Origin of the sequence: Rahnella variigena, from assembly GCF_003610915.1 — a bacterium.
GTDB lineage: Bacteria > Pseudomonadota > Gammaproteobacteria > Enterobacterales > Enterobacteriaceae > Rahnella > Rahnella variigena.
The window spans coordinates 1,722,996-1,748,064 of the sequence record NZ_NSDJ01000001.1; the positions used below are offsets into that span (position 1 = coordinate 1,722,996).

Annotated in this window: 20 protein-coding genes; 12 read left to right on the forward strand and 8 right to left on the reverse strand. The window is 50.6% G+C overall.

The genetic code is table 11. The features are described 5' to 3' along the window. Positions 1–69: 69 nt before the first annotated feature. Positions 70–1,530, forward strand: coding sequence for an efflux transporter outer membrane subunit (locus CKQ54_RS07875; RefSeq protein WP_425272807.1), 1,461 nt, complete (start codon positions 70–72; stop codon positions 1,528–1,530). 60 nt (positions 1,531–1,590) lie between these two features. On the opposite strand, the gene CKQ54_RS07880 is transcribed toward CKQ54_RS07875, so the two are convergent. The 8 genes from CKQ54_RS07880 to loiP form a co-directional block, all read right to left on the reverse strand. Beyond that, entirely contained in the window at positions 1,591–2,712 is a 1,122-nt protein-coding gene (locus tag CKQ54_RS07880) for a fimbrial protein (protein ID WP_120160991.1), read from the reverse strand. Beyond that, the gene (locus CKQ54_RS07885; protein ID WP_120160989.1) at positions 2,705–3,307 is read right to left on the reverse strand and encodes a fimbrial-like protein; all 603 of its coding nucleotides are present in this window, start codon (positions 3,305–3,307) and stop codon (positions 2,705–2,707) included. Before CKQ54_RS07885 ends, CKQ54_RS07880 begins: the two co-directional genes overlap by 8 nt. Positions 3,308–3,336: 29 nt before the next feature. Continuing rightward, a complete protein-coding gene (locus CKQ54_RS07890) occupies positions 3,337–3,921 on the reverse strand; it encodes a fimbrial protein (RefSeq protein ID WP_120160988.1) in 585 nt (194 codons plus the stop codon). Between the two features lie 31 nt (positions 3,922–3,952). Further along, the gene (locus CKQ54_RS07895) at positions 3,953–4,531 is read right to left on the reverse strand and encodes a fimbrial protein (RefSeq protein WP_120160986.1); all 579 of its coding nucleotides are present in this window, start codon (positions 4,529–4,531) and stop codon (positions 3,953–3,955) included. 32 nt (positions 4,532–4,563) lie between these two features. After that, positions 4,564–7,182: an outer membrane usher protein gene (locus CKQ54_RS07900; protein ID WP_120160984.1), complete on the reverse strand. Its 2,619-nt coding sequence runs from the start codon at positions 7,180–7,182 to the stop codon at positions 4,564–4,566. 39 nt (positions 7,183–7,221) lie between these two features. Next, positions 7,222–7,956: a fimbrial chaperone gene (locus tag CKQ54_RS07905; RefSeq protein ID WP_120160982.1), complete on the reverse strand. Its 735-nt coding sequence runs from the start codon at positions 7,954–7,956 to the stop codon at positions 7,222–7,224. A gap of 80 nt (positions 7,957–8,036) precedes the next feature. Beyond that, complete coding sequence (locus CKQ54_RS07910; RefSeq protein ID WP_120160981.1) at positions 8,037–8,624, reverse strand: fimbrial protein; 588 nt, start codon at positions 8,622–8,624, stop codon at positions 8,037–8,039. 546 nt (positions 8,625–9,170) lie between these two features. After that, complete coding sequence (gene loiP / locus CKQ54_RS07915) at positions 9,171–9,923, reverse strand: metalloprotease LoiP (RefSeq protein ID WP_113878237.1); 753 nt, start codon at positions 9,921–9,923, stop codon at positions 9,171–9,173. Positions 9,924–10,171: 248 nt separating this feature from the next. Here loiP and tkt point away from each other — a divergent pair, with 248 nt between their 5' ends. From tkt to CKQ54_RS07975, 11 genes are all read left to right on the forward strand, one after another. Further along, positions 10,172–12,166, forward strand: a complete 1,995-nt coding sequence (gene tkt, locus CKQ54_RS07920; protein ID WP_120160979.1) for a transketolase — start codon at positions 10,172–10,174, stop codon at positions 12,164–12,166. Between the two features lie 499 nt (positions 12,167–12,665). Then, positions 12,666–13,682 (forward strand): erythrose-4-phosphate dehydrogenase, encoded by a 1,017-nt coding sequence (gene epd / locus CKQ54_RS07930; RefSeq protein WP_112288986.1) that lies wholly within the window; start codon positions 12,666–12,668, stop codon positions 13,680–13,682. Between the two features lie 72 nt (positions 13,683–13,754). Then, on the forward strand, positions 13,755–14,918 hold the full coding sequence (pgk, locus tag CKQ54_RS07935) for a phosphoglycerate kinase (RefSeq protein ID WP_101075336.1): 1,164 nt from the start codon (positions 13,755–13,757) through the stop codon (positions 14,916–14,918). A 129-nt stretch (positions 14,919–15,047) separates the two neighbouring features. After that, complete coding sequence (gene fbaA, locus CKQ54_RS07940) at positions 15,048–16,127, forward strand: class II fructose-bisphosphate aldolase (RefSeq protein WP_112288984.1); 1,080 nt, start codon at positions 15,048–15,050, stop codon at positions 16,125–16,127. A gap of 133 nt (positions 16,128–16,260) precedes the next feature. Continuing rightward, positions 16,261–16,641, forward strand: coding sequence for a lysozyme inhibitor LprI family protein (locus tag CKQ54_RS07945; RefSeq protein WP_120160975.1), 381 nt, complete (start codon positions 16,261–16,263; stop codon positions 16,639–16,641). 24 nt (positions 16,642–16,665) lie between these two features. Continuing rightward, positions 16,666–17,748 (forward strand): LacI family DNA-binding transcriptional regulator, encoded by a 1,083-nt coding sequence (locus tag CKQ54_RS07950; RefSeq protein WP_120160973.1) that lies wholly within the window; start codon positions 16,666–16,668, stop codon positions 17,746–17,748. Positions 17,749–17,897: 149 nt separating this feature from the next. Next, entirely contained in the window at positions 17,898–20,996 is a 3,099-nt protein-coding gene (locus CKQ54_RS07955; protein WP_120160971.1) for a beta-galactosidase, read from the forward strand. 60 nt (positions 20,997–21,056) lie between these two features. After that, on the forward strand, positions 21,057–22,325 hold the full coding sequence (locus CKQ54_RS07960) for an MFS transporter (RefSeq protein WP_112288980.1): 1,269 nt from the start codon (positions 21,057–21,059) through the stop codon (positions 22,323–22,325). A gap of 135 nt (positions 22,326–22,460) precedes the next feature. Next, positions 22,461–23,348 (forward strand): small-conductance mechanosensitive channel MscS, encoded by an 888-nt coding sequence (mscS, locus tag CKQ54_RS07965; protein ID WP_120160969.1) that lies wholly within the window; start codon positions 22,461–22,463, stop codon positions 23,346–23,348. Positions 23,349–23,557: 209 nt separating this feature from the next. Continuing rightward, positions 23,558–24,175, forward strand: a complete 618-nt coding sequence (gene argO, locus CKQ54_RS07970; RefSeq protein ID WP_120160967.1) for an arginine exporter ArgO — start codon at positions 23,558–23,560, stop codon at positions 24,173–24,175. Positions 24,176–24,298: 123 nt separating this feature from the next. Then, the gene (locus CKQ54_RS07975) at positions 24,299–25,045 is read left to right on the forward strand and encodes an oxidative stress defense protein (RefSeq protein ID WP_120160965.1); all 747 of its coding nucleotides are present in this window, start codon (positions 24,299–24,301) and stop codon (positions 25,043–25,045) included. Positions 25,046–25,069 lie beyond the last annotated feature (24 nt).

Genomic DNA, 25,069 nt, shown 5'->3' on the forward strand with positions numbered 1-25,069 from the left:
TTCGCCGCATTATTTTTCTTTCCTTGTTTGTCTATTTTATTTGTTGAGTGAATAGTTAAATTGAAATTAATTCATGGTTTTTATAATAATAAAATAATATCGGTGTTTATTTTATTGCCTCTCTTTCTGTCTGCGGGCGGATGCGCGCGGGTACATGACGAAAAAACGGCATTGCCAGTCACTGACATTGCAAAGCTCCGCACACCGGAAATACCGGCGTCTGCCATGCATGAATGGCCGGGTTCAGACTGGTGGCGGGACTATCATAATCCGCAGTTAAATGCGCTGGTAGAACAGGCACTGAAAGACTCGCCCTCGATAGCGGTGGTGCAGCAACGTGTTGAACTGGCGAAAGCCAGGATCAAGATGCAGGAAGCCAGCGGCGGTCCGCAGCTGGATTTCGGTGCGGATGTTGAGCGTCAGAAAATGTCGGCAGAAGGGGTGATGGGGCCGTTTGCGCTGGATGACCCGGCAGCCGGAACGACCGGCCCTTGGTATACCAGCGGAACTTATGGTTTGCAGAGCAGTTATGAGCTTGATTTGTGGGGCAAAAACCGCGCTGTAATTCAGTCTGCTCTGGGGGCTTCACAGGCGAAACAAGCTGAACTGGCCGAGGCGCGCCTGATGGTTTCATCTGCGGTCGTTGAGCTGTTCTGGGATATCCAGACTTACATGGCACTGCATCAGACCCTGCTGGATTTACGTGAGCAGGAAGCCATCATCGCAAAAACTGATCAGCAACTTTATGCACAGGGTGTTCGTTCTTCTGTCGATGACACCAGCACCAAAATCCGCATGGCGAAAATTGACGAAAAAATCGATGTGTCAAAAGGGCGTCTGCAATTGCTGCAAACGTCGCTGCAGGCGATGCTGGGGCTGAAATCGCCAGCGGTTCATCTGAAACCTGTTGCCTTGCCGCCGGTCAGGGAAAGCTTGCCGCCGCGTCTCGGCTACGAGCTGCTGGCGCGCCGTCCGGACTTGCAGGCCGCGCACTGGGTGATTGAATCCTCCCTGAGCGCAGTGGACGCGGCACACGCTGCATTTTATCCCAGCATCAACCTGATGGGATTCCTGCAATACGATGCATTGCATATGAGTGATTTGTTCCGCAGTTCTGCGCAGCAAATGGGCGTTATCGCCGGGCTTACGCTGCCGGTGTTTGACAGCGGCAGGCTGAACGCCAATCTGGATATCGTGCGCACCAGCAGCAATCTGAGCATTGCTTCGTATAATAAGGCGGTAGTTGATGCGGTAACCGACGTGGTGAAAAGTGCCAGTCAGGTACAGACGCTTTCCATCGAAAATGCGCATCAGCAAGCGGTAGTTAAAGGAAGCCAGCATTTGTGGGAACTGACCAGGCAGCGATTTGCTGTGGGGATCCTAAGCGGTGCCGATGTTGCCAAAGCGAAGTTGCCATTATTGCAGGAACAGGCGACGAAAATTCAATTGCAGGGGCAATGGATCAGCGCGGATATTCGCCTGACCCGCGCACTGGGGGGCGGTTACCGAAGCGCAGAAAAGCAAGGGTAAATAAATGGCGCAGCGTGGAGCGTAAACGCTGCGCCATAATTCATGATTCAGCTATTTTTATTATTCATAATTAACCACGAAAGTGCCGGTAGCTGAGAAACTTCCCACCGAAATACTTTTGGAATCGCCGACCAGTTGCGCGTTAAACTGTAATTGTTTAGATGAAGGCATATTCAAATCAGTCACTGAGTAAACAGAATTTGTGTCGTTAGGTTTTAACTGGCTGCCAGACCCTGTGGTGATTTTCACCCCCACACCGGTTGCCGCATTTGACGTCACGGAATTACCCAATAACATATTGTTCCCCGGTGCGACAATGTTCGTCGTTACCCGGGTCTTAAACATATTCACATTCGTACAGCCTGAAGCATTAAGGCTGAATTTCATCACGCTGGTAGCACCTGAATTAACTTTTGCTGCACTATAATCCCCCAGCGGGATGGTACCGCCGCCCACACTGCTGACCAGAGAAGTACAGGTTGGCGTTTTCACCGGGAAAGAGAAAGTACTTATATTCAGGTCGATACGAGCGTGGTCACTAACATTCTCACCTATCCTGAATCCACCTATATAGCCTGGGGTAGCCGGCTGGATGGAGGTTACGCCAGCGGGAATACCGGTGAACTGAGGGGTCTGAAAAATCACTATATAGTAATCATACCACTCCCCTCCATCCATCGAGCTTTCCTCACCGTCGGTATTCTGTGCCATCTGCACGTTGGAACCTGAAAAATACGGCATAAAAGCTTGAATTGTGCTGCTGCTAGTACTTCTTATTTGAACGGAGTAGAGGATCCCCGGGATATTGGTGGCATATAACCCCGCGTCTGGGGAAGCGTTAGCATAATTGCCAGCCTGTGGAACGCTACCGCCGATCCCATATAAAATCTCTCCGTCATTACCTGTGCGGCAATCAGAACGGGCATTCTTGGTTGTGGATGCTTTTTGATTTAAGTCCGTAATCATTTGCGTACTGGTCACGTGTGGTAGCAGGGAAACCACAGAGCCGGAAAAGCTTAATGTTGCGGTATAGGGAGCATCCATAAAATAACATTCTCGTTCCGCATGAGCCGGTTTAACGGCTAAAGACCCCGTTAGCACTAATAAAGCAATAAAAGTGAATGTGCGGATGAAACGAGACGAACGCAAACTCACGGCATTCAAAGATAAATGATTATTCATAGCTCACGCTCACTAATACTTTTGAGGTTACCCGGCCGGCTGAAACAGCACCTGTATTTTGATAACGGGTATAGAAGTGATAGTCCGTTTTTTCTGCCACGGGCGTTGCGGCGTTTATCGGGAAATTCACATCGGAAGAACCGTCCGTTTCCAGCACATTGGTATTGTATTCCTGAGAAAATATCACCAGACCCACGTTATCTGCGCCATCCGCTGCACCGTCTGTTTCGCTGATAAATACCTGTTTAGAGCCTGGTGCGAAGTTGCCTGACTGCGGAGCGAAACTGAAGTGGACATTCTCTATCACATCCGTGCATTCGCTCAGGGTAACACTGAACGGATAACCGCCCAGTTGATCGGTGGGTAATATTGGTGCAGGTGGGGAACCGCGATCATCAAAATAATTGACGCTGACGGTGGGTAAATGAATCGCGCCGCCATTCTGTACGGTTAACTGACAGGTGGTCTCGAGAATATTAGCCTGTATATTCATGTTGAGATCATTTTCCGCGCAGGTGACGAAAGGAAAACCCACGGCTAATACCGTTAACAAGCGTAATAATGTTTTATTCATATTCACCGGGTGATTGATCATATCCCTTCCATTGGCCTTTGCTCAGCCATTTATTGATAGACGATCACAAACGTGATCGGGGCAATAAAGTTCCCTGAGGTGACATTTGATAGCGTACTGCCATCTGCAATCACCATCCGGGCATTCATATTCAGTGTTGTGCCTGCCGTGGTAAGCGCGACTGTTTGCGGTGTGGCTCTGTCGACACAACTGAACTGCGTCCCGCTGTCAGGGGCATTACGCCAGAGTTCTACCGCCGTGGCCGCCGCCGTGCCGCCGTTGTTGGCAAATGATTTTCCGCTGGCTCCGCTACCGGAACAGGTTCCTGCGGTTGGGTTGGCGGTGATCTCAGCAGATTTCACGCCGGAGCACGCGCTGAACACCAGTTTAAAAGGCTGAATTTTACTTTTCTGTTTCAGTTCTGATTTATAGACATCATTAAAGTTAATGGCGGATGTCGGTGTCCCTGATGAATTCTGAATCTGGGCAGCACAAGTCCCGGCTTCAATGGTAGAAGTAAAGGTGGCGGTTAAATTTTCTGTCGGCGTGAGCTCAACCGCGTGCGCTGAAAATGTCATGAGGAATGCAGCCGGCAGCAGTAAAAGATTTTTAGGTTTCACGTTACTTTTCTCCATGCAGGTCTTCTATAACCTGTGTTTTTCTACGTTATTCATAGTTAAAGTTAAAAGTGGCAACAGCACTGAAATTACCAGTTGTCCCTTTATTAGCTTGTGTTTCTTGCAGCCTTGAAATCAGGGCGACCTCTTTTGCATTGATCTCTGCGTTGCTCCAGCTGAGCCGCTGGCTGTCATTTGTGGAGTTAATGACAAAAGGCTGCTCTGACGCTGAGACGCGGGCAATTGAAACACCCAAAAAGGAAGAGGCACCTTCACCTGAAGTCCCGTTGACGAGTAACGTATTGGCATAACTGGATGGCGTACCCCTGATCGTCGTTTTAATCGAGGTTATCCCTGCCGGGCATTCCACAATTTTTATCTTGAAGGTCGCGGTAGCGGCATTATCTCCGGCAATGATTTTATCTAAACTTACCTTTCCGCCGGAGCCAATAGGGATCGTGTTGTTGATGCCATTGCCTGAGCCGCCTTCCAGCTTCATTTCACACGTTGTTTCAAGAATGTTGGCGCTAAAAGTCACATTGACATTTTGTGCGTGAACCGGTGTCATATTCATGCCGATAAATAAAATAGCGCATGGTGATAATAATTTTCTGTATCCCTTTATCATTTTTCCTCCTGTTTATTCTGTTTTTCCAGAAATCAATGTGTCATTTTACACGCGATATTTTTTAACATGACCGTCAGGTTCACTTTTTCCGGGTTTTCTGAAATAGAGTAATTAATCTGACAGGATTGGTCAGACTCACTTCCCCAAACAACATGCAGTATTCCTTTATCGTCGATACCGCGAATGAAAGCCCTTCCTCCTTGCCCCATATTTCCGACGAGGATGTTTTTATCATTAAAGACATCAGCGCCTAAAGGAATAAAACCGTTATCGGAACGCTGTAATTCCATAATAACCGAGCGACCTTCATCAGTTTCGAAATTAACTAATACCACTGAACCACTGCGTGGATAGGTAATAGTGCTGGTGTTAACAATATTAACGTCAGTCTCCAGTGTGCTGATGTCCAGACCGACCGTGTTTTCCTGATAAGGCGAAAGATAAGGGGTGACCGCATACCCGTTACTGTCAATACGACCTTCACCCACACTCATTTTTGTGCCTTTTGCCCCTTTGGCTTTAACCAGCGCGAGTGTGTCAGTGTCGTTGATATTTCCGGGTGCAAAAGTAATACCGCCAGCATGAACCACCATGCCTCCGCTGGAACCAAAGGAAGCCTGCCGTCCTCCGTCATCGGTTAAAGAGGCTGAAAGACTCACAGGACCATACGCGCTGTTATAACTTCCGTATCCACCAATCTGATTCAAATTTTGGGAATCAGCCATTGAAGACGACGTGTTAACACTGTAGTTATAACGGTTATCTTCGCTGTAACCGCCCGCGCTCATGTCCAGTTGCGATGTACCTTTAAAGTCAGTGCTTAAGCCGGTATTCAGATTGGTAAATCCACCAGGACGTTTACCCTGCGCAAACAGGTTTTCTAAAGGAACGCTCAGGCTAATATAAAGGCGGTTATCCTGATCACCATTTTCGTTATATTCACGCTGTAACGAAATGCTGTAATTTGCCCAACGGTAACTATTATTATATCCGACGGAGAACTGAGACGTTTTTTTACTCTGATTCCAGTAAGATTCCCAACTGCCCGTCATATAAAGAGAACCGTAGTTCTGTTCACCATATTCCAGCGGCTGATTGATATTAATTTGTATCTGGTTTTTCATTCTGTCGTAATTTTTGAAAGTTTCTTCTTTATTTACCGGATCCTGACTGAGTTCATCCTGAAGTGAAGCTGCATCGCGCAAGCTCAGATAGTCCTGGGTTGAAAACCGGTAAGCGGCAACATTCAGTGACGTATTGGTTTCGGTCAACAGCTTGTTGTAAGAAATCCGGTAGCTCTGCCCGTCAAGGGACTCATTGTTTTCGATATCTGCACGGGAATGCGTAATATCGAAGGCAAATGCGCCGACCGGTGTGTTCATCGCAACCCCCGTCAGCAGGGCAAGGTAGTCTGATGACATAGCCTCAACACCCGCATAGCCGGTGAAGGTATTATTGATGCCGTAATAGCCTGTCAGCACCGCCACTTCGGGGGAATCGCTGAACGAACTCTCGTTAAGTTTGCCGAAGCCTATGTCCCAGCGGGCATTACCGGGGCGCAGCATTTGCGTGACCGAAGAGAAAGGCATAGAGAAAGTGCGTTTACTGCCATCAGACTCTTCTATGGTCACGTCGAGACTGTTGCCATAGCCAGTAGGATTAATGTCATCAAGCGCAAAAGGTCCTGGGGGAACCGTCACTTCATAAATTACCGCGCCGCTCTGACGGACAGTCACTTTCGCATTACTGTTTGCGGTGCCGCGTATCACTGGCGCATAGCTGTTATCTGAACCCGGCTGCATGCGGGTGTCACTGAATATCCTTAATCCTCTCAGATTGATTGAATCAAAAGCATCACCCTGCGTATACGTATCACCCAAAACGAATTGGGCTTTTAATGCGGTGATATCGTGCTGAATATAAGCATCCTGGCTGGAATAGGACAGGCCATTATCCTGATCCCAGTTAGACGAGCCTCTGGCACGAAAGCGCCAGCCAGCGAGGTTGGCGCCATAATTCAACCCAGCGTAGGCGCTGTCACGGGATTCCCCGTCAGCGGTTGAACGGTAGGCATTCATGTCATAAGATAGCATGAACGCTGGAATGCCTTCTTCCCATAGAGCAGGATTTACATATCCAGAAGGATGTTTGGCAAGATAAATCTGCGGAATGATAATATCCAGCCGTTGTTCCGATGAACTGAATCTGACCTTTGAATCAGGGAGTTTTTCTGTCAAATTTATGCACGTTGTTTCCGCGTCTTCCGGCGAGATATCTGCAGCATCATCTTTATCGATGAGGATATCTAACTGCTCAAGCAATTTTGAGGTGAGACATGGGCTTGCAGTATTCGTCCCGTTATCAACGAAATTAACTTTAGAATTGAGTTTTAACGAACCGTTAATAAAAATACCGACGCTGTAAACGCCCGGCATAACAGGGTTTCCCTTGCTGAAACGGCGGGTGTCGATTTTGTCACTGTTTGAGGTGTTGTAGAGAAACTGACTATCAAACTCAACATTTTCATCATCATGCCCACTGTTAACATTGGTAACCGCCGTTTCCGCCACGGACGAAGTTGACCACATAGCGCTCATGCCTATAGTCAAGGGAAGCAGTAATAACCCCGTTGTGATTTTATTTTTTTTCATAATATTACTGTTTTTAATCAGATGGCGAAAAGGTTTTATTTAAAGGGATGCTTCATGTTTTATATTTCCGCCGTAATCATTAATTGCGGTATAATTTATCTTCCCTGTGCTTACCGGCGTCGTCAGCCCATCGACTTTCATCAACTGGGTGGAATCGGGGGCGATCATTTTTTTCTCAATTTCGTACTTGCGGCCATTCGCGTTAAGAAAACCTTCATTTACAGTGACGAAATAAGGGGAAGCATTTTTCACCTCCGCAAAAGCTTGCGGACCATTTTTCACTATTTTCCATGACAAGGCGGTCGCTGCTTCAGCAGATGAACCCTTCAGCCCCTCAGGACGATAAAACAATTTTATGCGGGTACGAAAAGCCAGCTGAAGCAAATTTTCATCGGTGTTGTTTTTCGCTTTAGGGGGAACTTCAAGCACGTTAAACCAAAATACAGTTTCTTTATCCTTGGGTAATTCACCGCCAAGGCTGGCAATTTTCACTGTCTGGCCTTGCTTAGCGTTCATACGTGAAATAGGGGGAGTAACCAGGAAAGGAATTTTCATCTCCTGCGGATTTACATCTTCGCGACCATCGTCCAGCCACGATTGAACCAGCAACGCTTTTTCTCCGCGATTATCCAGTTTTACTGTGATCTCTTTCGCTTGCGCCGGATAAATAATTCGGGTGCCAGAGATGACAACATCTGCACTGACATCGCAAGCAATAAGCCCCAGAACGGCAAGGCTAAATGAAATTATTTTTCGTGTAGGTATAAAATTCATATTTCCCTCTATTAAATTTTATAATGAAAGCGTACCCATTGATTTGTCGGGCACGCTGAATCATTAATAAACGCTAATTGTTATTCGTAATTCATCGTAAAGGTAACGTTAGTATTCACTTTACCCGCCTGAACACTATTCGTTGCAGACCAGTCAGCGCTTGGAACGTAGGCTGCTTTGTAGGCAAATACACCACGGCCCTCGACGAGGGTCACGCTTTGTGCCACATCGGTCGGATCACCGATCAGAACCTGGCTCACGTCGGTCGTTGTGTTGTTGTAAAGAGCAACACTGACGTTTTGCGCGCTGCCAGATACCGTGGTGTCTGGTTTCAGCGTACCGCTCGACAATTCTGCAAATTGCTGTGAAGAGAAGCTGACGGAGGCTTTGGTCACGGATTCTGCGCAGTCATTCAGCATTAACTCGAACTCTTTGGCGCCGACACCGCCCGCTGCGCGGGTTGTTGCATCTACTGCCGCTTTCGTCACAACAGGCATGGAGATAGTGACATTATTCGCTGCAATACCGTTGTTAGTGGTGATTTCACAGGTCGTGTCAGACACCGCACCATCAAAGGTAATTAACCCAACATCCGCTGCCTGTGCAGATAAGCTACCGAATGCCAGACAAAATACAGATAAAGGGAAGAGAGTCTTAATGTTTTTCATGAAATGTCCTTTTCATTATTAAAACAACAGAAATATTAAAATAAAGGATTAGTGATTTGAATAAGCTTTTTCATAGGCTTACCTGAGCGGAGTATAAATATCGATGTTGCAGAGATCAAATTAGGGAAATTGCAAAGTGGATGTAACGAAATAATTCTATAGGGGTGTGCAAATAAGTAAACCATATTTAATGTTTAAGTTTGCACATGTTGTATTTTTTCCTAAGGATTGATATTCGTCATAAAATACAAAGATCGTCAGGATCATTTTTATTAATTAAAAAGCTAAGCTTTGAAAAATAAACATAATAATTGGTGATGTGTATTTATTTATGATCACTTAAAATGATAAACAAATTGTGCTATTGAGGAAGAATAGACATGATTGTGCTATTTTCTGGGTAAAGAGAAGGCGGAGTTATGAAAGAAAACAGAATATCAAGGCTCCTGCGGGTGCCTGAATACTCAGTGATAATGTGCAGGAAGAATAACGGCGCGGGGGATATCAGAGATGTACCTCACGATACATCTCTCATCAATTGACGGATTATTTCCCGGCAGCAATACGTTCGCGGATATGTTTCGCGCGTGCTTCTGAAGAAGGGTGATCGTCAAACCAGCCGATGCTGCTTCCCTGATCCAGTTTTGCCAGCTTCTCAAAACTGGTCGCCAGGCCTGTCGGGTCGATACCACGTTTTTTCAGCAAATCGAAAGAGTAATCATCCGCTTCGGATTCCTGTTTCTGCGAGAACTGCGCATTCACGTATTTCTCGCCTAAATCAGCCAGCTGAGATTGTGACAGGGTGGCGCTGACACCGCCGAGTGACGAAATCGCAGAGCGCGCCGCGGTAGCGCTGTAAGCCACCTGCATGGCTTTGCGGGTATGGCCGAGTGCCACGTGTCCCATTTCATGGCCGAGCACGCCTTCTACTTCATTGTCGTTCATCATATCCATCAGGCCGCTGTAAACGCGGATACAGCCGTTGGCCATCGCCCAGGCGTTGACGTCTTTGGTCAGATACACCTTGTAGTTGGCGGGCGTGCCGTTGATGTTATCGCCCAACGCTGCCGAGATTTTTTTCAGGCGCTGTGCATATTCACTGTCGTCGGGAGCAATCTGTGCTTTTTTATCCATTTCCTCACAAGACTGCACGCTCAGCGTTTTGACGTCGGCATCGCTCAGCGTATACGCCTGATACGCCTGCGCGCCGGACTGCATTAAGGTATCGGTATTGACGGTTGCGCAGCCACTGACCAGCGACGCGGCAAAAAGACTCAACATAACAGGACGAAATTTCATCAGTTCAGATTCCCAGAGAAGATAAGCAAAGGTTGAAAAGCAGTCACGAAAAGACCCTGACTGTAAGGATAGCGTTAAGGTAGGTTTTTAGCAGCACCCGATCTATAGTGTAAGTCCGAAAAAACGCACTGATTTAAAAGCGGATTTTGTGAACTTAATCACGAGAGTGATTAGAGATTGCCGTTTTAATGCCGAGTCTGAGAAAATGACTTTCTTGACTGCTTTTTTAATCCGACCTGGAGTAGAACATGTCCTCTCGTAAAGAGCTTGCGAACGCTATTCGCGCACTTAGTATGGATGCCGTGCAGAAAGCGAATTCCGGCCACCCTGGCGCCCCTATGGGCATGGCAGATATTGCCGAAGTGCTGTGGCGCGATTACCTGAACCATAACCCGACAAACCCGCACTGGGCTGACCGCGACCGCTTCGTGCTGTCCAATGGTCATGGTTCTATGCTGATTTACAGCCTGCTGCATCTCACAGGTTATGACCTGCCGATGAGCGAACTGGCAAACTTCCGTCAGCTGCACTCTAAAACCCCGGGCCACCCGGAATACGGTTATACCGCTGGCGTTGAAACTACCACTGGTCCGCTGGGTCAGGGCATTGCTAACGCCGTCGGTTTTGCTATTGCAGAACGCACGCTGGCAGCACAGTTCAACAAACCAGGCCATGACATCGTCGATCACCAGACTTATGCATTCCTTGGCGACGGCTGCATGATGGAAGGCATTTCTCACGAAGTGTGTTCTCTGGCCGGTACCATGAAACTCGGAAAACTGACCGCGTTTTATGATGACAACGGTATCTCCATCGACGGCCACGTAGAAGGCTGGTTCACCGATGATACGGCTAAGCGTTTCGAAGCTTACGGCTGGCACGTAGTACGCGGTGTTGATGGTCACAATCCTGACGCCATCAAAGCGGCTATCGAAGAAGCACATAAAGTGACTGATAAGCCATCCCTGCTGATGTGCAAAACCGTGATCGGTTTCGGTTCACCGAACAAAGCCGGTACTCACGATGTTCACGGCGCTGCATTGGGTGCTGCTGAAGTCGCTGCAACCCGCGAAGCGCTGGGCTGGAAATACGCTGCATTTGAAATCCCGCAAGACATCTATGCACAGTGGGATGCGAAAGAAGCCGGTAAAGCGAAAGAAGCCGCGTGGAACGACAAGTTTGATGCTTACGCTAAAGCGCATCCGGAACTGGCCAAAGAGTTCAAACGTCGTGTGAACGGCGAGCTGCCAGCGAACTGGGAAACCGAAGCGCAGAAATTCATCGAACAGCTGCAGGCGAACCCTGCAAACATCGCCAGCCGTAAAGCATCCCAGAATGCGCTGGAAGCTTTCGGTAAAGTGTTGCCAGAATTCCTGGGCGGCTCTGCTGACCTGGCACCAAGCAACCTGACTATGTGGTCCGGTTCTAAGTCTATCGGCGACGATCAGGCGGGTAACTACATCCATTACGGCGTGCGTGAATTCGGTATGACCGCCATTACTAATGGTATCGCGCTGCACGGTGGTTTCCTGCCGTACTCTGCGACCTTCCTGATGTTCGTGGAATATGCGCGCAACGCCGTGCGTATGGCTGCACTGATGAAAATCCGCAACGTGTTCGTGTACACCCATGACTCCATCGGTCTGGGCGAAGATGGCCCGACGCACCAGCCGGTTGAGCAAATCGCCAGCCTGCGCGTTACGCCAAACATGAGCACCTGGCGTCCTGCGGATCAGGTTGAATCTGCTGTGGCATGGAAATACGCGATTGAGCGTAACGACGGCCCGGTGACCCTGATCTTCTCCCGTCAGAACCTGACCCAGCAACCACGTACTGCTGAGCAATTAGCCAACGTGGCGCGCGGCGGTTATGTGCTGAAAGATTGCGACGGCACCCCAGAAGTGATCCTGATCGCGACCGGTTCTGAAGTCGGTATCACCGTGGAAGCGGCTGATAAACTGGCGGCTGCGGGCACCAAAGTGCGTGTGGTTTCCATGCCTTCAACTGACGCCTTCGACAAACAAGACGCGGCTTACCGTGAATCTGTGTTGCCGAAAGCCGTGACAGCCCGTGTTGCTGTTGAAGCGGGTATCGCGGATTACTGGTTCAAATATGTTGGCCTGAACGGCGCTATCGTCGGTATGCATAGCTTCGGCGAATCTGCTCCGGCAGACCTGCTGTTCAAAGAGTTCGGTTTCACTGTTGATAACGTTGTTGCTCAGGCACAGGCGTTACTGAAGTAATTCCGCTTTCTTAAAGTTTCTTAAAAGCACCTTCGGGTGCTTTTTTTCGCCTGCAATTTCATGCGCAGGTTCTCAGTTTCGCGCGAAATGATGCAGGTCAAACCCTTCTCCTGCGGACTCAGCTACACTCCCTGCATTCTGACGCTGTTTCAATCCGTCGGTTTTTGAGAATAATCGCTGTCGAAAAAGTGATGAAAAAGTAAAATCACTGTGAATACACGGAATTGGCTGATGTTTTTTTAAGCGTTCGGCGTGATTAATGCCTCTGCGGCTGACGAATTATTCCTTTTATTCATGGTTTGGTTTATTCTCAGCTGAACCGTTTCAGTCAGGCTATTTGAGCTTAACATCGTCACCAGGTTGTTATCGTGACGGAAACTGAAATTTTTCTGCTGCACGCATCGTGCTGACAGATGACGATGGTGATTCACCGTAAACGCACGCTGCATTACTATAGGTGTTACTGAAATTGAGTAACAACCGTGTAACAGGGAGATGTATGCCAATACGTATTGCAATTAATGGCTTTGGTCGCATTGGCCGTAGCGTATTGCGCGCGTTATACGAATCCGGGCGTCGGGCGGAAATCTCCGTCATTGCCATCAATGAAATCGCCAGCCCTGAAGGCATGGCGCATCTGCTCAAATACGACTCCAGCCACGGGCGCTTCGCCTGGGATGTCCGCCAGGAAGGTGAAAACCTTTACGTCGGCGATGACTCCATCCGTTTACTTCACCAGCCTGATGCCAGCCAGTTGCCTTGGGGCGAACTGAGTATTGACGTGGTGCTCGATTGCACCGGCGTTTACGGCAGTCGCGAAGACGGTGAAGCCCAGCTTGCGGCTGGCGCCAAAAAAATTCTGTTCGCGCATCCCGGTGGTCATGATCTTGACGCCACGGTGGTTTACGGTGTGAACCACGATTTGCTCGAACGCCAGCACCGCATTGTGTCCAATGCGTCCTGCACCACCAACTGTATTATCCCTGTGATCAAGCTGCTCGACGATGCATTCGGCATTGAGTCGGGCACGGTAACGACCATCCATTCTTCGATGAATGACCAGCCGGTCATTGACGCGTACCACGCGGATTTACGCCGTACGCGCGCTGCCAGTCAGTCCATCATTCCGGTCGATACCAAACTGGCCGCAGGGATCACGCGCATCATGCCTAAATTCTGCGATCGCTTTGAGGCGATCTCGGTGCGCGTGCCGACAATCAATGTCACAGCCATTGATCTGAGCGTATTTGTCGAGGGTTCTGTGACGGTAGACGAGGTGAACCAGCTGCTGCAAAAGGCCGCAACAGGTGCTTTTCGTGGTATAGTTGACTATACCGAACTACCATTAGTCTCGACAGATTTTAACCACGATCCCCACAGCGCCATCGTAGATGGAACGCAGACGCGGGTAAGTGGACAGCACCTGATTAAGACACTTGTCTGGTGCGATAACGAGTGGGGTTTTGCCAACCGAATGTTGGATACAACATTGGCAATGTCCGCTAGCGGTTTCTAGTACGGCTGTTCCGGCCTTCTGGCCGAAATTGCCTTCAAGCAACTTTAAAGAGAATCAACGAGAGGATTCACCATGTCTGTTATTAAGATGAGCGATCTGGATTTAGCGGGTAAACGCGTACTGATCCGTGCCGATCTGAACGTGCCAGTTAAAGATGGCAAAGTAACGTCAGATGCACGTATCCGCGCTTCTTTACCAACCATCGAAATTGCCCTGAAACAAGGCGCACGCGTGATGGTTACCTCGCATCTGGGTCGTCCGACTGAAGGCGAATATAACGAAGAGTTTTCTCTGCTGCCGGTTGTTAACTACCTGAAAGACAAACTGTCTTCTCCTGTACGTCTGGCTAAAGACTATCTGGATGGCGTTGAAGTTGCCGAAGGCGAGCTGGTTGTTCTGGAAAACGTTCGCTTCAACAAAGGCGAAAAGAAAGACGACGAAGCACTGTCCAAAAAATATGCTGCCCTGTGTGACATCTATGTGATGGACGCATTCGGTACTGCGCACCGTGCGCAAGCCTCTACTCACGGCGTGGGCAAATTTGCGCCTATCGCGTGTGCCGGTCCGCTGCTGTCTGCAGAACTGGAAGCACTGGGTAAAGCGCTGGGTAACCCGGCTCGTCCGATGGTGGCTATCGTTGGCGGTTCTAAAGTTTCTACCAAACTGACCGTTCTGGATTCCCTGTCCAAAATCGCTGACCAGCTGATCGTTGGCGGTGGTATCGCGAACACCTTCGTGGCTGCTCAAGGCAACAACGTCGGTAAATCCCTGTACGAAGCAGACTTGGTCGGTACCGCAAGCAAATTGCTGGAAACCTGCGACATTCCTGTTCCTACAGATGTTCGCGTGGCGACTGAGTTCTCTGAAACAGCCGTTGCAACTGTGAAGTCTGTTAAAGACATCAAAGATGACGAACAAATTCTCGACATGGGCGACGAGTCAGCAAACCGCCTGGCTGAGATCATTAAAAACGCTAAAACCATTCTGTGGAATGGTCCTGTAGGCGTGTTCGAGTTCCCTAACTTCCGTAAAGGGACCGAGATTGTGGCGCAGGCCATTGCTGACAGCGAAGCATTCTCTATCGCAGGCGGCGGCGACACTCTGGCGGCTATCGACCTGTTCGGTATCGCTGACAAAATTTCCTATATCTCCACTGGCGGTGGCGCATTCCTGGAATTCGTTGAAGGGAAAGCACTGCCAGCGGTTGTGATGCTGGAAGAGCGTGCTAAGAAGTAATGAACCCTGAGCGGGAAGCTTACGGCTTCCTGTTCTTCTTTGCCGCGCGAGGGGCTGCACAGTGGAACTCGCGCGACATAGCAAACCGATTCAATCCATCTACGGCCGACGAATACAGGACAAAGAACTATGTCTAAAATTTTTGATTTCGTAAAACCAGGCGTTATCACTGGTGATGATGTACAGAAAGTTTTCGCTATTGCTAAAGAAAACAAATTTGCTCTGCCAGCGGTTAACTGCGTAGGCACCGACTCTATCAACGCCGTTCTCGAAGCTGCTGCGAAAGTCCGTTCACCGGTTATCGTTCAGTTCTCTAACGGTGGCGCTGCGTTCATCGCAGGTAAAGGCCTGAAAACTGACGTGCCACAAGGCGCGGCAATCCTGGGTGCAATCTCTGGCGCACATCACGTACATCAGATGGCAGAACATTACGGCGTGCCAGTCATCCTGCACACCGACCATTGCGCGAAGAAACTGCTGCCATGGATCGACGGTCTGCTGGACGCGGGTGAAGCTCACTTCGCTAAAACCGGTAAGCCACTGTTCTCTTCACACATGATCGACCTGTCTGAAGAATCCCTGGAAGAAAACATCGAAATTTGCAGCAAGTACTTAGCTCGCATGGCAAAAATCGACATGACTCTGGAAATCGAACTGGGTTGCACCGGCGGTGAAGAAGATGGCGTGGACAACAGCCATATGGACGCATCTGCACTGTACACTCAGCCGCAAGACGTTGATTACGCATACGAAAAACTGAACGCTATCAGCCCGCGTTTCACTATCGCTGCGTCATTCGGTAACGTACACGGTGTTTACAAACCAGGTAACGTCAAACTGACTCCAACGATCCTGCGTGATTCTCAGGAATACGTGTGCAAGAAACACAACCTGCCACACAACAGCCTGAACTTCGTCTTCCACGGCGGTTCCGGTTCTACTGCAGCAGAAATCAAAGAATCTGTAGGCTACGGTGTTATCAAAATGAACATCGACACCGACACCCAGTGGGCTAACTGGGACGGTATCCTGCAGTTCTACAAGAAAAACGAAGCTTACCTGCAAGGTCAGTTGGGTAACCCGGAAGGCGCGGACAAACCTAACAAGAAATTCTATGACCCGCGCGTATGGCTGCGTGCTGCACAGTCTTCCATGGTGACTCGCCTGGAACTGGCATTCAAAGAACTGAACGCAATCGACGTACTGTAATTCTTACGCTTCCGGTGCTTGACCACCGGAATGTGAGGATAATCGTCAAAGGGGCTTCGGCCCCTTTTTTATTGCCCGTTTTATCTTCACAATGTCAGTCCTGTTAACGGAAACGCCACTGGCGGAGAAAATTATGCGTATAGCGTTGTTCGCGTTATTTGCCCTGACACCTTTTGTTCATGCCGCTGAAACCGACTGTAAAAATGCCACGACGCAGATGGATATGAACATTTGTGCCGGACAGGAGTTCAAACGCAGTGATACGTTATTAAATCAGGCCTATAAACAAAAAATGGCGCAGCTTTCGCCGGAGCAGCAAACCAAATTCAAAGCAGCCCAGCGCAGCTGGATTGCATTTCGTGATAACGACTGCGCGTTTATGTCTTCCGGCGTTGACGGGGGTTCTGTTCAGCCGATGATCTATTCCGGCTGTCTGCAACAGAAAACCGAGCAGCGCACCAAAGAAATTAATGACATTCTGCACTGCGAAGAAGGCGATTTAAGCTGTCCTTAACATGAAGTCTGAAGGTAGAAAGCCATGAAGCCAAAATCTGTCACCCTTGATGATGTCGCGCGCCACGCGGGTGTGTCTTATCAGACCGTTTCGCGTGTACTGAATCAGGCAGCGCACGTGTCGGTAAGAACGCGCAACAAAGTCGAACAGGCGATGGCAGCGCTCAATTACGTTCCGAACCGCGTTGCCCAGCAACTGGCGGGTAAACAAAGCTTCACCCTCGGACTGGCGACCACCGAACTGGCGCTGCATGCCCCATCACAAATCGCGTCGGCGATGAAAACCCGCGCAAACCAGTTAGGTTTCAACGTCGTGATTTCGATGATTGATAACCTGAGTCTGGCCGCCTGTCGCACGGCGGTGAACGAACTGATGTCGCAGCGGGTGGACGGCGTGCTGATTAACGTGCCGCTGTCGAATGACGATGCGGCTGCAATCGCACAGCTTTGTGGCAATTTACCGGCGCTGTTTCTGGATGTGGATCCAGAAGCTGACGTCTTCAAAATTCTGTTCGATCCGCACTGCGGGGCGAAGCAGGGCGTAGAGCATTTGCTGGCGCTAGGTCATCAGCAGATCGCGGTGCTGACCGGCCCGCTTGAATCCATCTCAGCGCGCCTGCGTTATGAAGGCTGGCTGAATACGCTGGCGACGCACGATATTACGCCCTGTGTGGTTCAGCACGGCGACTGGAGCGCAGCGTCGGGTTATCAGCAGGCGTTATTACTGCTCAATCAGCCGGTGCGCCCGACGGCGATTCTGGTCGCCAATGACCAGATGGCGCTCGGCGTCTTGCGCGCTGTGCACGAGTTTGGCCTGCGGGTGCCGGAACAAATATCGGTAATTGGCTATGACGATACCGAAGACAGCGCCTTTTTCTTCCCGCCGCTGACCACCATCAAACAGGATTTCCGTCTGCTCGGTCACGAGAGCGTCAACCGGCTGGTGGATCATCTGCATAATCACAGCGATCACCACAGCGACTCACTGTTGCTGCCCACGTCCCTGGTTGAGCGCTACACCACCGCCCGACCTGGCGCAGAAAATGTGTCACAGGAAGCGTTGTCGCAGGAACTGATCCGCATCGCCCGTCAGCTCAGCGCGCTCTGATCTTCTCTTAGTCCGTTCCTCATTTAATTGTCCATGTCGCGGATTTTGTGATCCGCGTCCCTTTCCCGCATCCCTGCGCTTTACTTACTCTCTCCGGTTACGCATGTTTATATTATTGTGAGCGCATAACAATTTACCGGGGAGAAATTATGACTTCATCAGCGGAAGATAAATTATCATCACTGGCCACCGTTCTGGCCCGCCGTGACTGGGAAAAACCTGCCTCGACGCAGTGCAACAGATTACCCGCGCACCCGCCTTTCAACAGCTGGCGTGATGCACAAGAAGCCAGGGGAAATCAGCCTTCAGAAAGGATCCGCAGCCTGAACGGCGAATGGGTATTCAGCTATTTCACCCGTCCGGAAGCGGTGCCGGAGCAATGGTTACAGCAGGATCTGGCGGATGCGGATCCCGTACAGGTGCCCTCCAACTGGCAACTGGCAGGCTATGACGCACCGATTTATACCAACGTACAGTATCCGATCCCGGTCAATCCGCCGTTTGTGCCTGAAGAAAACCCCACCGGTTGTTACTCGCTCACAGTTTCTGTGGATAAAGACTGGCTGAACAGCGGACAGACGCGCATCGTGTTTAACGGCGTCAATTCCGCGTTCTATTTGTGGTGCAACGGCCAGTGGATCGGCTATTCGCAGGACAGCCGTTTACCGGCGGAATTCGATCTCAGTCATGTGCTGCACTCGGGTGAAAACCGTCTGGCGGTGATGGTGCTTCGCTGGAGCGATGGCAGCTATCTGGAAGATCAGGATATGTGGCGCATGAGCGGTATTTTCCGCGATGTTACGTTGCTGCATAAACCGGTGGAGCAAATTACGGATTACCAGGTGCGCACGCATCTGTTCCATGGCTTCACGCAGGCCGAGCTGGAAGTGCAGGTCAGTGCCGCCGTGCCGCAGGAAAACGCGGCTGATTATCAGGTGCGTGTCCAGTTATGGCAGGGCGATAAACCGGTCGCAGAACATCAGCAACCGCTGGGCAGCGAAATTATCGATGAACGCGGGGCGGCATATGACCGCACTACGCTGCGCCTGCCTGTCAGCCAGCCGGCTTTATGGAGCGCAGAACAACCGGCGCTGTATCGTGCCGTGATTTCCCTGATTTCTCCGCAAGGCCAGCTTATAGAAGCCGAAGCCTGTGACGTCGGTTTCCGTCAGGTGGAAATCAGCAACGGGCTGCTGAAAGTGAACGGTCAGCCGGTATTGATCCGCGGCACCAACCGCCACGAACATCATCCTGAAAACGGTCAGGTGATGGATGAAGCCACCATGCGCCGTGACATTGTGCTGATGAAACAGCACAACTTTAACGCCGTGCGCTGCTCGCATTATCCGAACCATCCGCTGTGGTACAAGCTGTGTGACGAATACGGTCTGTATGTGGTCGATGAAGCCAATATCGAAACCCACGGCATGCAGCCGATGAACCGTTTGTCGGACGATCCGGTATGGTTCAACGCTTTCAGCGAACGCGTTACACGTATGGTTCAGCGCGACCGCAATCATCCGTGCATTATCATCTGGTCACTGGGCAACGAATCCGGGCATGGCGCAAACCACGACGCGTTATACAGCTGGATCAAATCTGTCGATCCGACCCGTCCTGTGCAGTACGAAGGCGGCGGCGCTAACAGCGCAGCAACCGACATTATCTGCCCGATGTATTCCCGCGTTGAGCAGGATCAGCCGTTCCCGGCGGTACCAAAATGGTCGATTAAAAAGTGGATCAGCATGCCGGATGAAACACGTCCGCTGATCCTCTGCGAATACGCTCACGCGATGGGTAACAGCTTCGGCGGTTTCGACAAATACTGGAAAGCCTTCCGTCAGTTCCCGCGCTTGCAGGGCGGTTTCGTCTGGGACTGGGTCGATCAGAGTCTGTTGCATACCGGCGAAAACGGCGAACGCTATATGGCTTACGGCGGTGATTTTGGCGATACGCCAAACGATCGTCAGTTCTGCATGAATGGTCTGGTATTTGCCGACCGCACGCCGCATCCGTCCTTGTTCGAAGCGCAGCGCGCCCAGCAATTCTTCCAGTTCTCCCTGACCGGTACCTCGCCGCTGACGCTGGAAATTCACAGTGAATACCTGTTCCGTCACAGCGATAACGAACAGTTAGTCTGGCGCATTGAACGTGACGGCGAAGTCATCTCGCAGGGCGAAACGGTACTGAATATCGCGCCATGCGGTAAACAAACGTTAGAGCTGGGCGATATCCCGCAGGCAGAAGGCGATTTGTGGCTGAACGTCGCAGTACACCAGCTGCAGGCAACCGCGTGGTCAGAAGCGGGGCACCGAAGCGCCTGGGATCAATGGCAGCTGCCGCAGCCGCTGACCTTGCCGGTGCCGGAGAAAATCTCCGCCGCTGCGCCGGTTCTGGATCAGCAGGGCGACCTGATTTCCGTAGTACACGGCGCGCAACGCTGGCAGTTCAGTCAGCAAACCGGCCAGCTGGAACAGTGGTTTGATGGCAAAACGCCGCGCCTGCTTAGCGCACTGCGCGACCAGTTTGTCCGTGCGCCGGTAGATAACGATATCGGCGTCAGCGAAGTCACGCGTATCGACCCGAATGCCTGGGTGGAGCGCTGGAAAGCCGCCGGCATGTATCAGCTGGAATCGCGTCTGCTGAATATCTCCGCCGATCAGTTGCAGGACGGCGTGGTGATTATTACCACGCACGCGTTTATGGCGGGCGAGGAAATGCGCCTGCTGAGCCGCAAAATTTTCCGCATCGATAATCAGGGCGAGCTACATATCAGTGCCGATGTTCGCGTGGCAGCAAACGTACCGTCGCCGGGGCGCATTGGCCTGACCTGTCAGCTGGCAGAAACAGCAGAAAACGTCAGCTGGCTGGGGCTGGGGCCACACGAAAACTACCCGGATCGCCGTCTGGCCGCACAACATGGGCGATGGACTTTGCCACTTGGTGAGCTCTATACGCCTTACGTATTCCCGACCGAAAACGGCCTGCGCGGGGATACCCGTGAGCTGGATTATGCCGGATGGAAACTGCGCGGTAATTTCCACTTTGGTCTTAGCCGCTACAGCCTGCAACAGCTGATGGAGACCAGTCATCGTCATTTACTGCGTGAAGAAGAGGGCACCTGGCTGAACATCGACGGCTTCCATATGGGCGTCGGCGGCGATGATTCGTGGAGCCCGAGCGTCAGCCCCGATTTCCTGCTGACAGCCGGTCAGTACCATTATTCGTTCACCATGAAACGTGCCTGACAGCCTGCGCCGCCGTGTTAATCCCCGGCGGCGCGATATTCAGACGTAAGGAAATTGCTTATGTATTACCTGAAAAATACTAACTTTTGGATGTTCGGGCTGTTCTTCTTCTTTTACTTTTTCATCATGGGCGCCTACTTCCCGTTTTTCCCGATCTGGCTGCATGACATCAATCAGATCAGCAAAAGTGACACCGGCATTATCTTTGCCAGCATTTCGCTGTTCTCGCTGTTATTCCAGCCGGTGTTCGGTTTACTGGCGGATAAACTGGGGCTGAAAAAGCATCTGCTGTGGATCATCACCGGTATGCTAATCCTCTTCGCGCCCTTCTTTATCTACGTGTTTGGCCCGTTACTGAAAATTAATATTTATCTCGGTTCGGTCGTTGGCGGGATTTACCTTGGTCTGATTTATAACGCCGGTGCGCCTGCCATTGAAGCCTATATTGAGAAAGTCAGCCGCCGCAGCAGCTTTGAATTTGGTCGTGCCCGCATGTTTGGCTGTGTCGGCTGGGCGCTGTGTGCATCGGTAGTCGGTATCATGTTTACCATCAACAATGAGTTCGTGTTCTGGCTTGGTTCCGGCTGTGCGGTGATCCTCGCGATTTTGCTGCTTATTGCCAAACCAGAAGTCACCTCCAGCGCCCGCGTGGCCAACGAACTGGGAGCGAATAGCAAACCGTTCAATCTCAAACTGGCGGTGGAACTGCTGAAAGATAAAAAACTGTGGTTCCTGGCGTTGTACGTCATCGGCGTTTCCTGCACATACGACGTGTTTGACCAGCAGTTTGCCAACTTCTTTACCTCGTTCTTCACGTCATCTTCTGAAGGGACGCGCGTCTTTGGCTATGTGACCACCATGGGCGAGTTACTTAACGCCTGCATCATGTTCTTCGCGCCGCTGATTGTGAACCGCATTGGCGGTAAGAATGCGCTGCTGCTGGCCGGGACAATTATGTCTGTACGCATCATCGGCTCGTCTTTCGCGTCATCGCCGCTGGAAGTGGTTGTGCTGAAAACCCTGCATATGTTCGAGGTGCCGTTCCTGATTGTCGGTTGCTTCAAATACATTACGTCCGTATTTGAAGTACGCTTCTCCGCGACGATTTATCTGGTGACGTTCTGCTTCTTCAAACAGGTGGCAATCATCTTTATGTCGGTGTTCGCGGGCAATATGTATGACCGTATCGGTTTCCACGGAACGTATCTGATCCTGGGCTTGGTCGCACTGACCTTCACGATAATCTCAGCCTTTACGCTGAGTGGTCGCGGGCCATTGCAGGCCTTCAAAACGCCCGAATCGCTGAAAAACAGTCACGCAAATTCTTAATTTATCTGAAGTCTTTCCCACAGGATTGGCACTTCATCGCATTGTTAGTTAACCTTAAAGCACACTTGCTGCCCGCATCGTCGGGCAGCTTTGATTTCTTGCAGCCCGTCAGGGTGTAATTTTGGGGTACTTTAAATGGATGATTTGAATGTTGTAGGCAGCATTAATAATGCTGGCAACTGGTTGGTAAGAAACCAGGCCTTACTGCTTCATTACGCTGTGAATATTGTGGCCGCTATTTTCATTCTGATTGTCGGTATGATTATCGCCCGCATCGTTTCCGGTGCCGTCAGCCGGGTTTTAAAGGTTCGTGGCATTGATATTACGGTTTCCGACTTCCTTTCCGCCATGGTGCGTTACGCGATTATTGCGTTCACGCTGATTGCGGTTCTGGGACGGATCGGCGTGCAAACCACGTCCGTGATTGCGGTTATCGGTGCTGCCGGTCTGGCCGTCGGTCTGGCATTGCAGGGTTCACTGTCTAACTTTGCAGCCGGCGTTTTGCTGGTGATCTTCCGTCCGTTCCGCGCCGGTGAATATGTTGACCTTGGTGGTGTGGCGGGTACTGTCACTCAGGTACAAATTTTCTCCACCACACTGCGTACGCCGGACAACAAAATCATTGTGGTGCCAAACGGTAAAATCATCGCTGGTAACATCATCAACAACTCCCGCGAACCAACCAGCCGTATCGACCTGACCATTGGCGTGGGTTATGACTCTGACATCGATCTGGTTAAGCAACTCCTGACCGAGATCGTTACTGCCGATCCGCGTGTTTTGAAAGATAAAGACGTTGTGGTTCGTCTGAACGAAATGGCAGCATCAACCCTGAATTTCATCGTGTACGCATGGACCAGCAACGGTGATGCGCAGAACGTGAAATGGGATCTGCTTGAGTCGTTCAAACGCGCACTGGATAAAAACAACATCAACATTGCTTATCCGCAGATGGATGTTCACCTTTATCAGGTCGCGAATGCGGCAGGCAACCAGCAGGAAGAACGTCGCTCGTTCGAATAACACATTCCTGCCAGATTCCGATTTTCTCAGGCGCCTGCGGGCGCCTTTTTCATGCCTGACGCTTCAGCCCGTCGCTGATAAGCCAGCCTAATGAGCGATTAGAAATATCCATTTCCTCTTATGCCAGCAAAGCCCTTACACTGCGCGCAATCTTTGTTATTAACCCTTTGTCATCAACCCTCTGTTATCAACTCTCGAAGGAGTTCTCCGTGCTGGCTATTTTCCTGCAAGGACTGGCGATGAGCGCCGCAATGATTTTACCGATTGGCCCGCAGAATGCGTTTGTAATGAATCAGGGCATTCGCCGACAGTATCACCTGATGATTGCCGGATTATGCGCGCTGAGCGATATTGCGCTGATCTGCGGCGGCATCTTTGGCGGCAGCGCACTGCTGAGTCAATCTCCGACATTACTGTTACTGGTGAGCTGGGGTGGAGTTGCGTTTTTACTGTGGTATGGCTGGGGTGCATTTCGCACGGCATTCAGCAAAAATCCTGAACTGGCGCAGGCCGAAGTGGCGAAGCAAAGCCGCTGGAAAATTGTCGTCAGCATGCTGGCGGTCACCTGGCTGAATCCGCACGTATATCTCGATACTTTCGTGGTACTCGGCAGTCTGGGTGGCAGTCTGAGCCCTGATGAGCGTTCGTGGTTTGCGCTCGGTGCGGTCAGTGCATCGGTAATATGGTTCTTCGGGCTGGCCATCCTCGCCGCGATGCTGGCGCCGTGGCTGAATACCGGCAAAGTGCAGCGGGTCATCAATTTTATCGTTGGCGTGATCATGTGGGGCATTGCCCTACAACTGGCTCGCCAGACCGGTGTGCTTTAAGTTTTTAGCCTTAAATCAGCTTTTGTCACTAATCTTAGTTTCAGTTGTAACGGATTATGCTACGGTTTCGCAGATTGTTTTGACCTATCTATTGCCAGATCTTTGATGATTAATGGAGGCACTGTGAAACTGAAAGCATTAGCTGTAGCAGCGATGTTGGGATTAGGGACATTACCTTTGGCGTTGCAAGCGGCGGAATTACCTGCCGGACCGCACGTGGTGACGTCAGGCACGGCGAGTGTTGATGCGACGCCGGATATCGCGACGCTGGCGATTGAAGTCAGCGTGTCGGCGAATGATTCAGCCAGCGCCAAGAAACAGGCTGATGAACGCGTAGCGGCCTATTATGCGTTCCTGCAAAAAAACGGCATTGAGAAAAAAGATATCAATGCGGCCAACCTGCGTACTCAGCCGGAATACAATTACCTGAAAGATGGCACTTCACAGCTGAAAGGCTACCGTGCTGTGCGTCAGGTGCAGGTGACTTTGCGTCAGCTGGATAAACTGAACGAATTGCTGGATGGCGCACTGAAATCAGGTCTGAATGAAGTGCGTGCGGTTGAACTGGGCGTGGCTAATCCGGATAAATTCCGTGATGAAGCGCGTCAGAAAGCCATCGAAAACGCTACTCAGCAGGCGAAATCACTGGCTGAAGGCTTCAATACCAAACTGGGGCCGGTTTACAGCATTCGTTATCACGTGGCTAACTACCAGCCAATGCCGGTGGCGCGTATGTATAAAACCGCCGAAGCCGCAGGGCAGAGCGATGTCGCGCAGACCTATGAGCAGCAGAGTATTCACTTCGACGATCAGGTCGATGTGGTGTTCGAATTGCAGCCGCAGGCACCAGCACCAGCACCGGCTCAGTAAACCTGACGCCGTGAAAATGAAAAA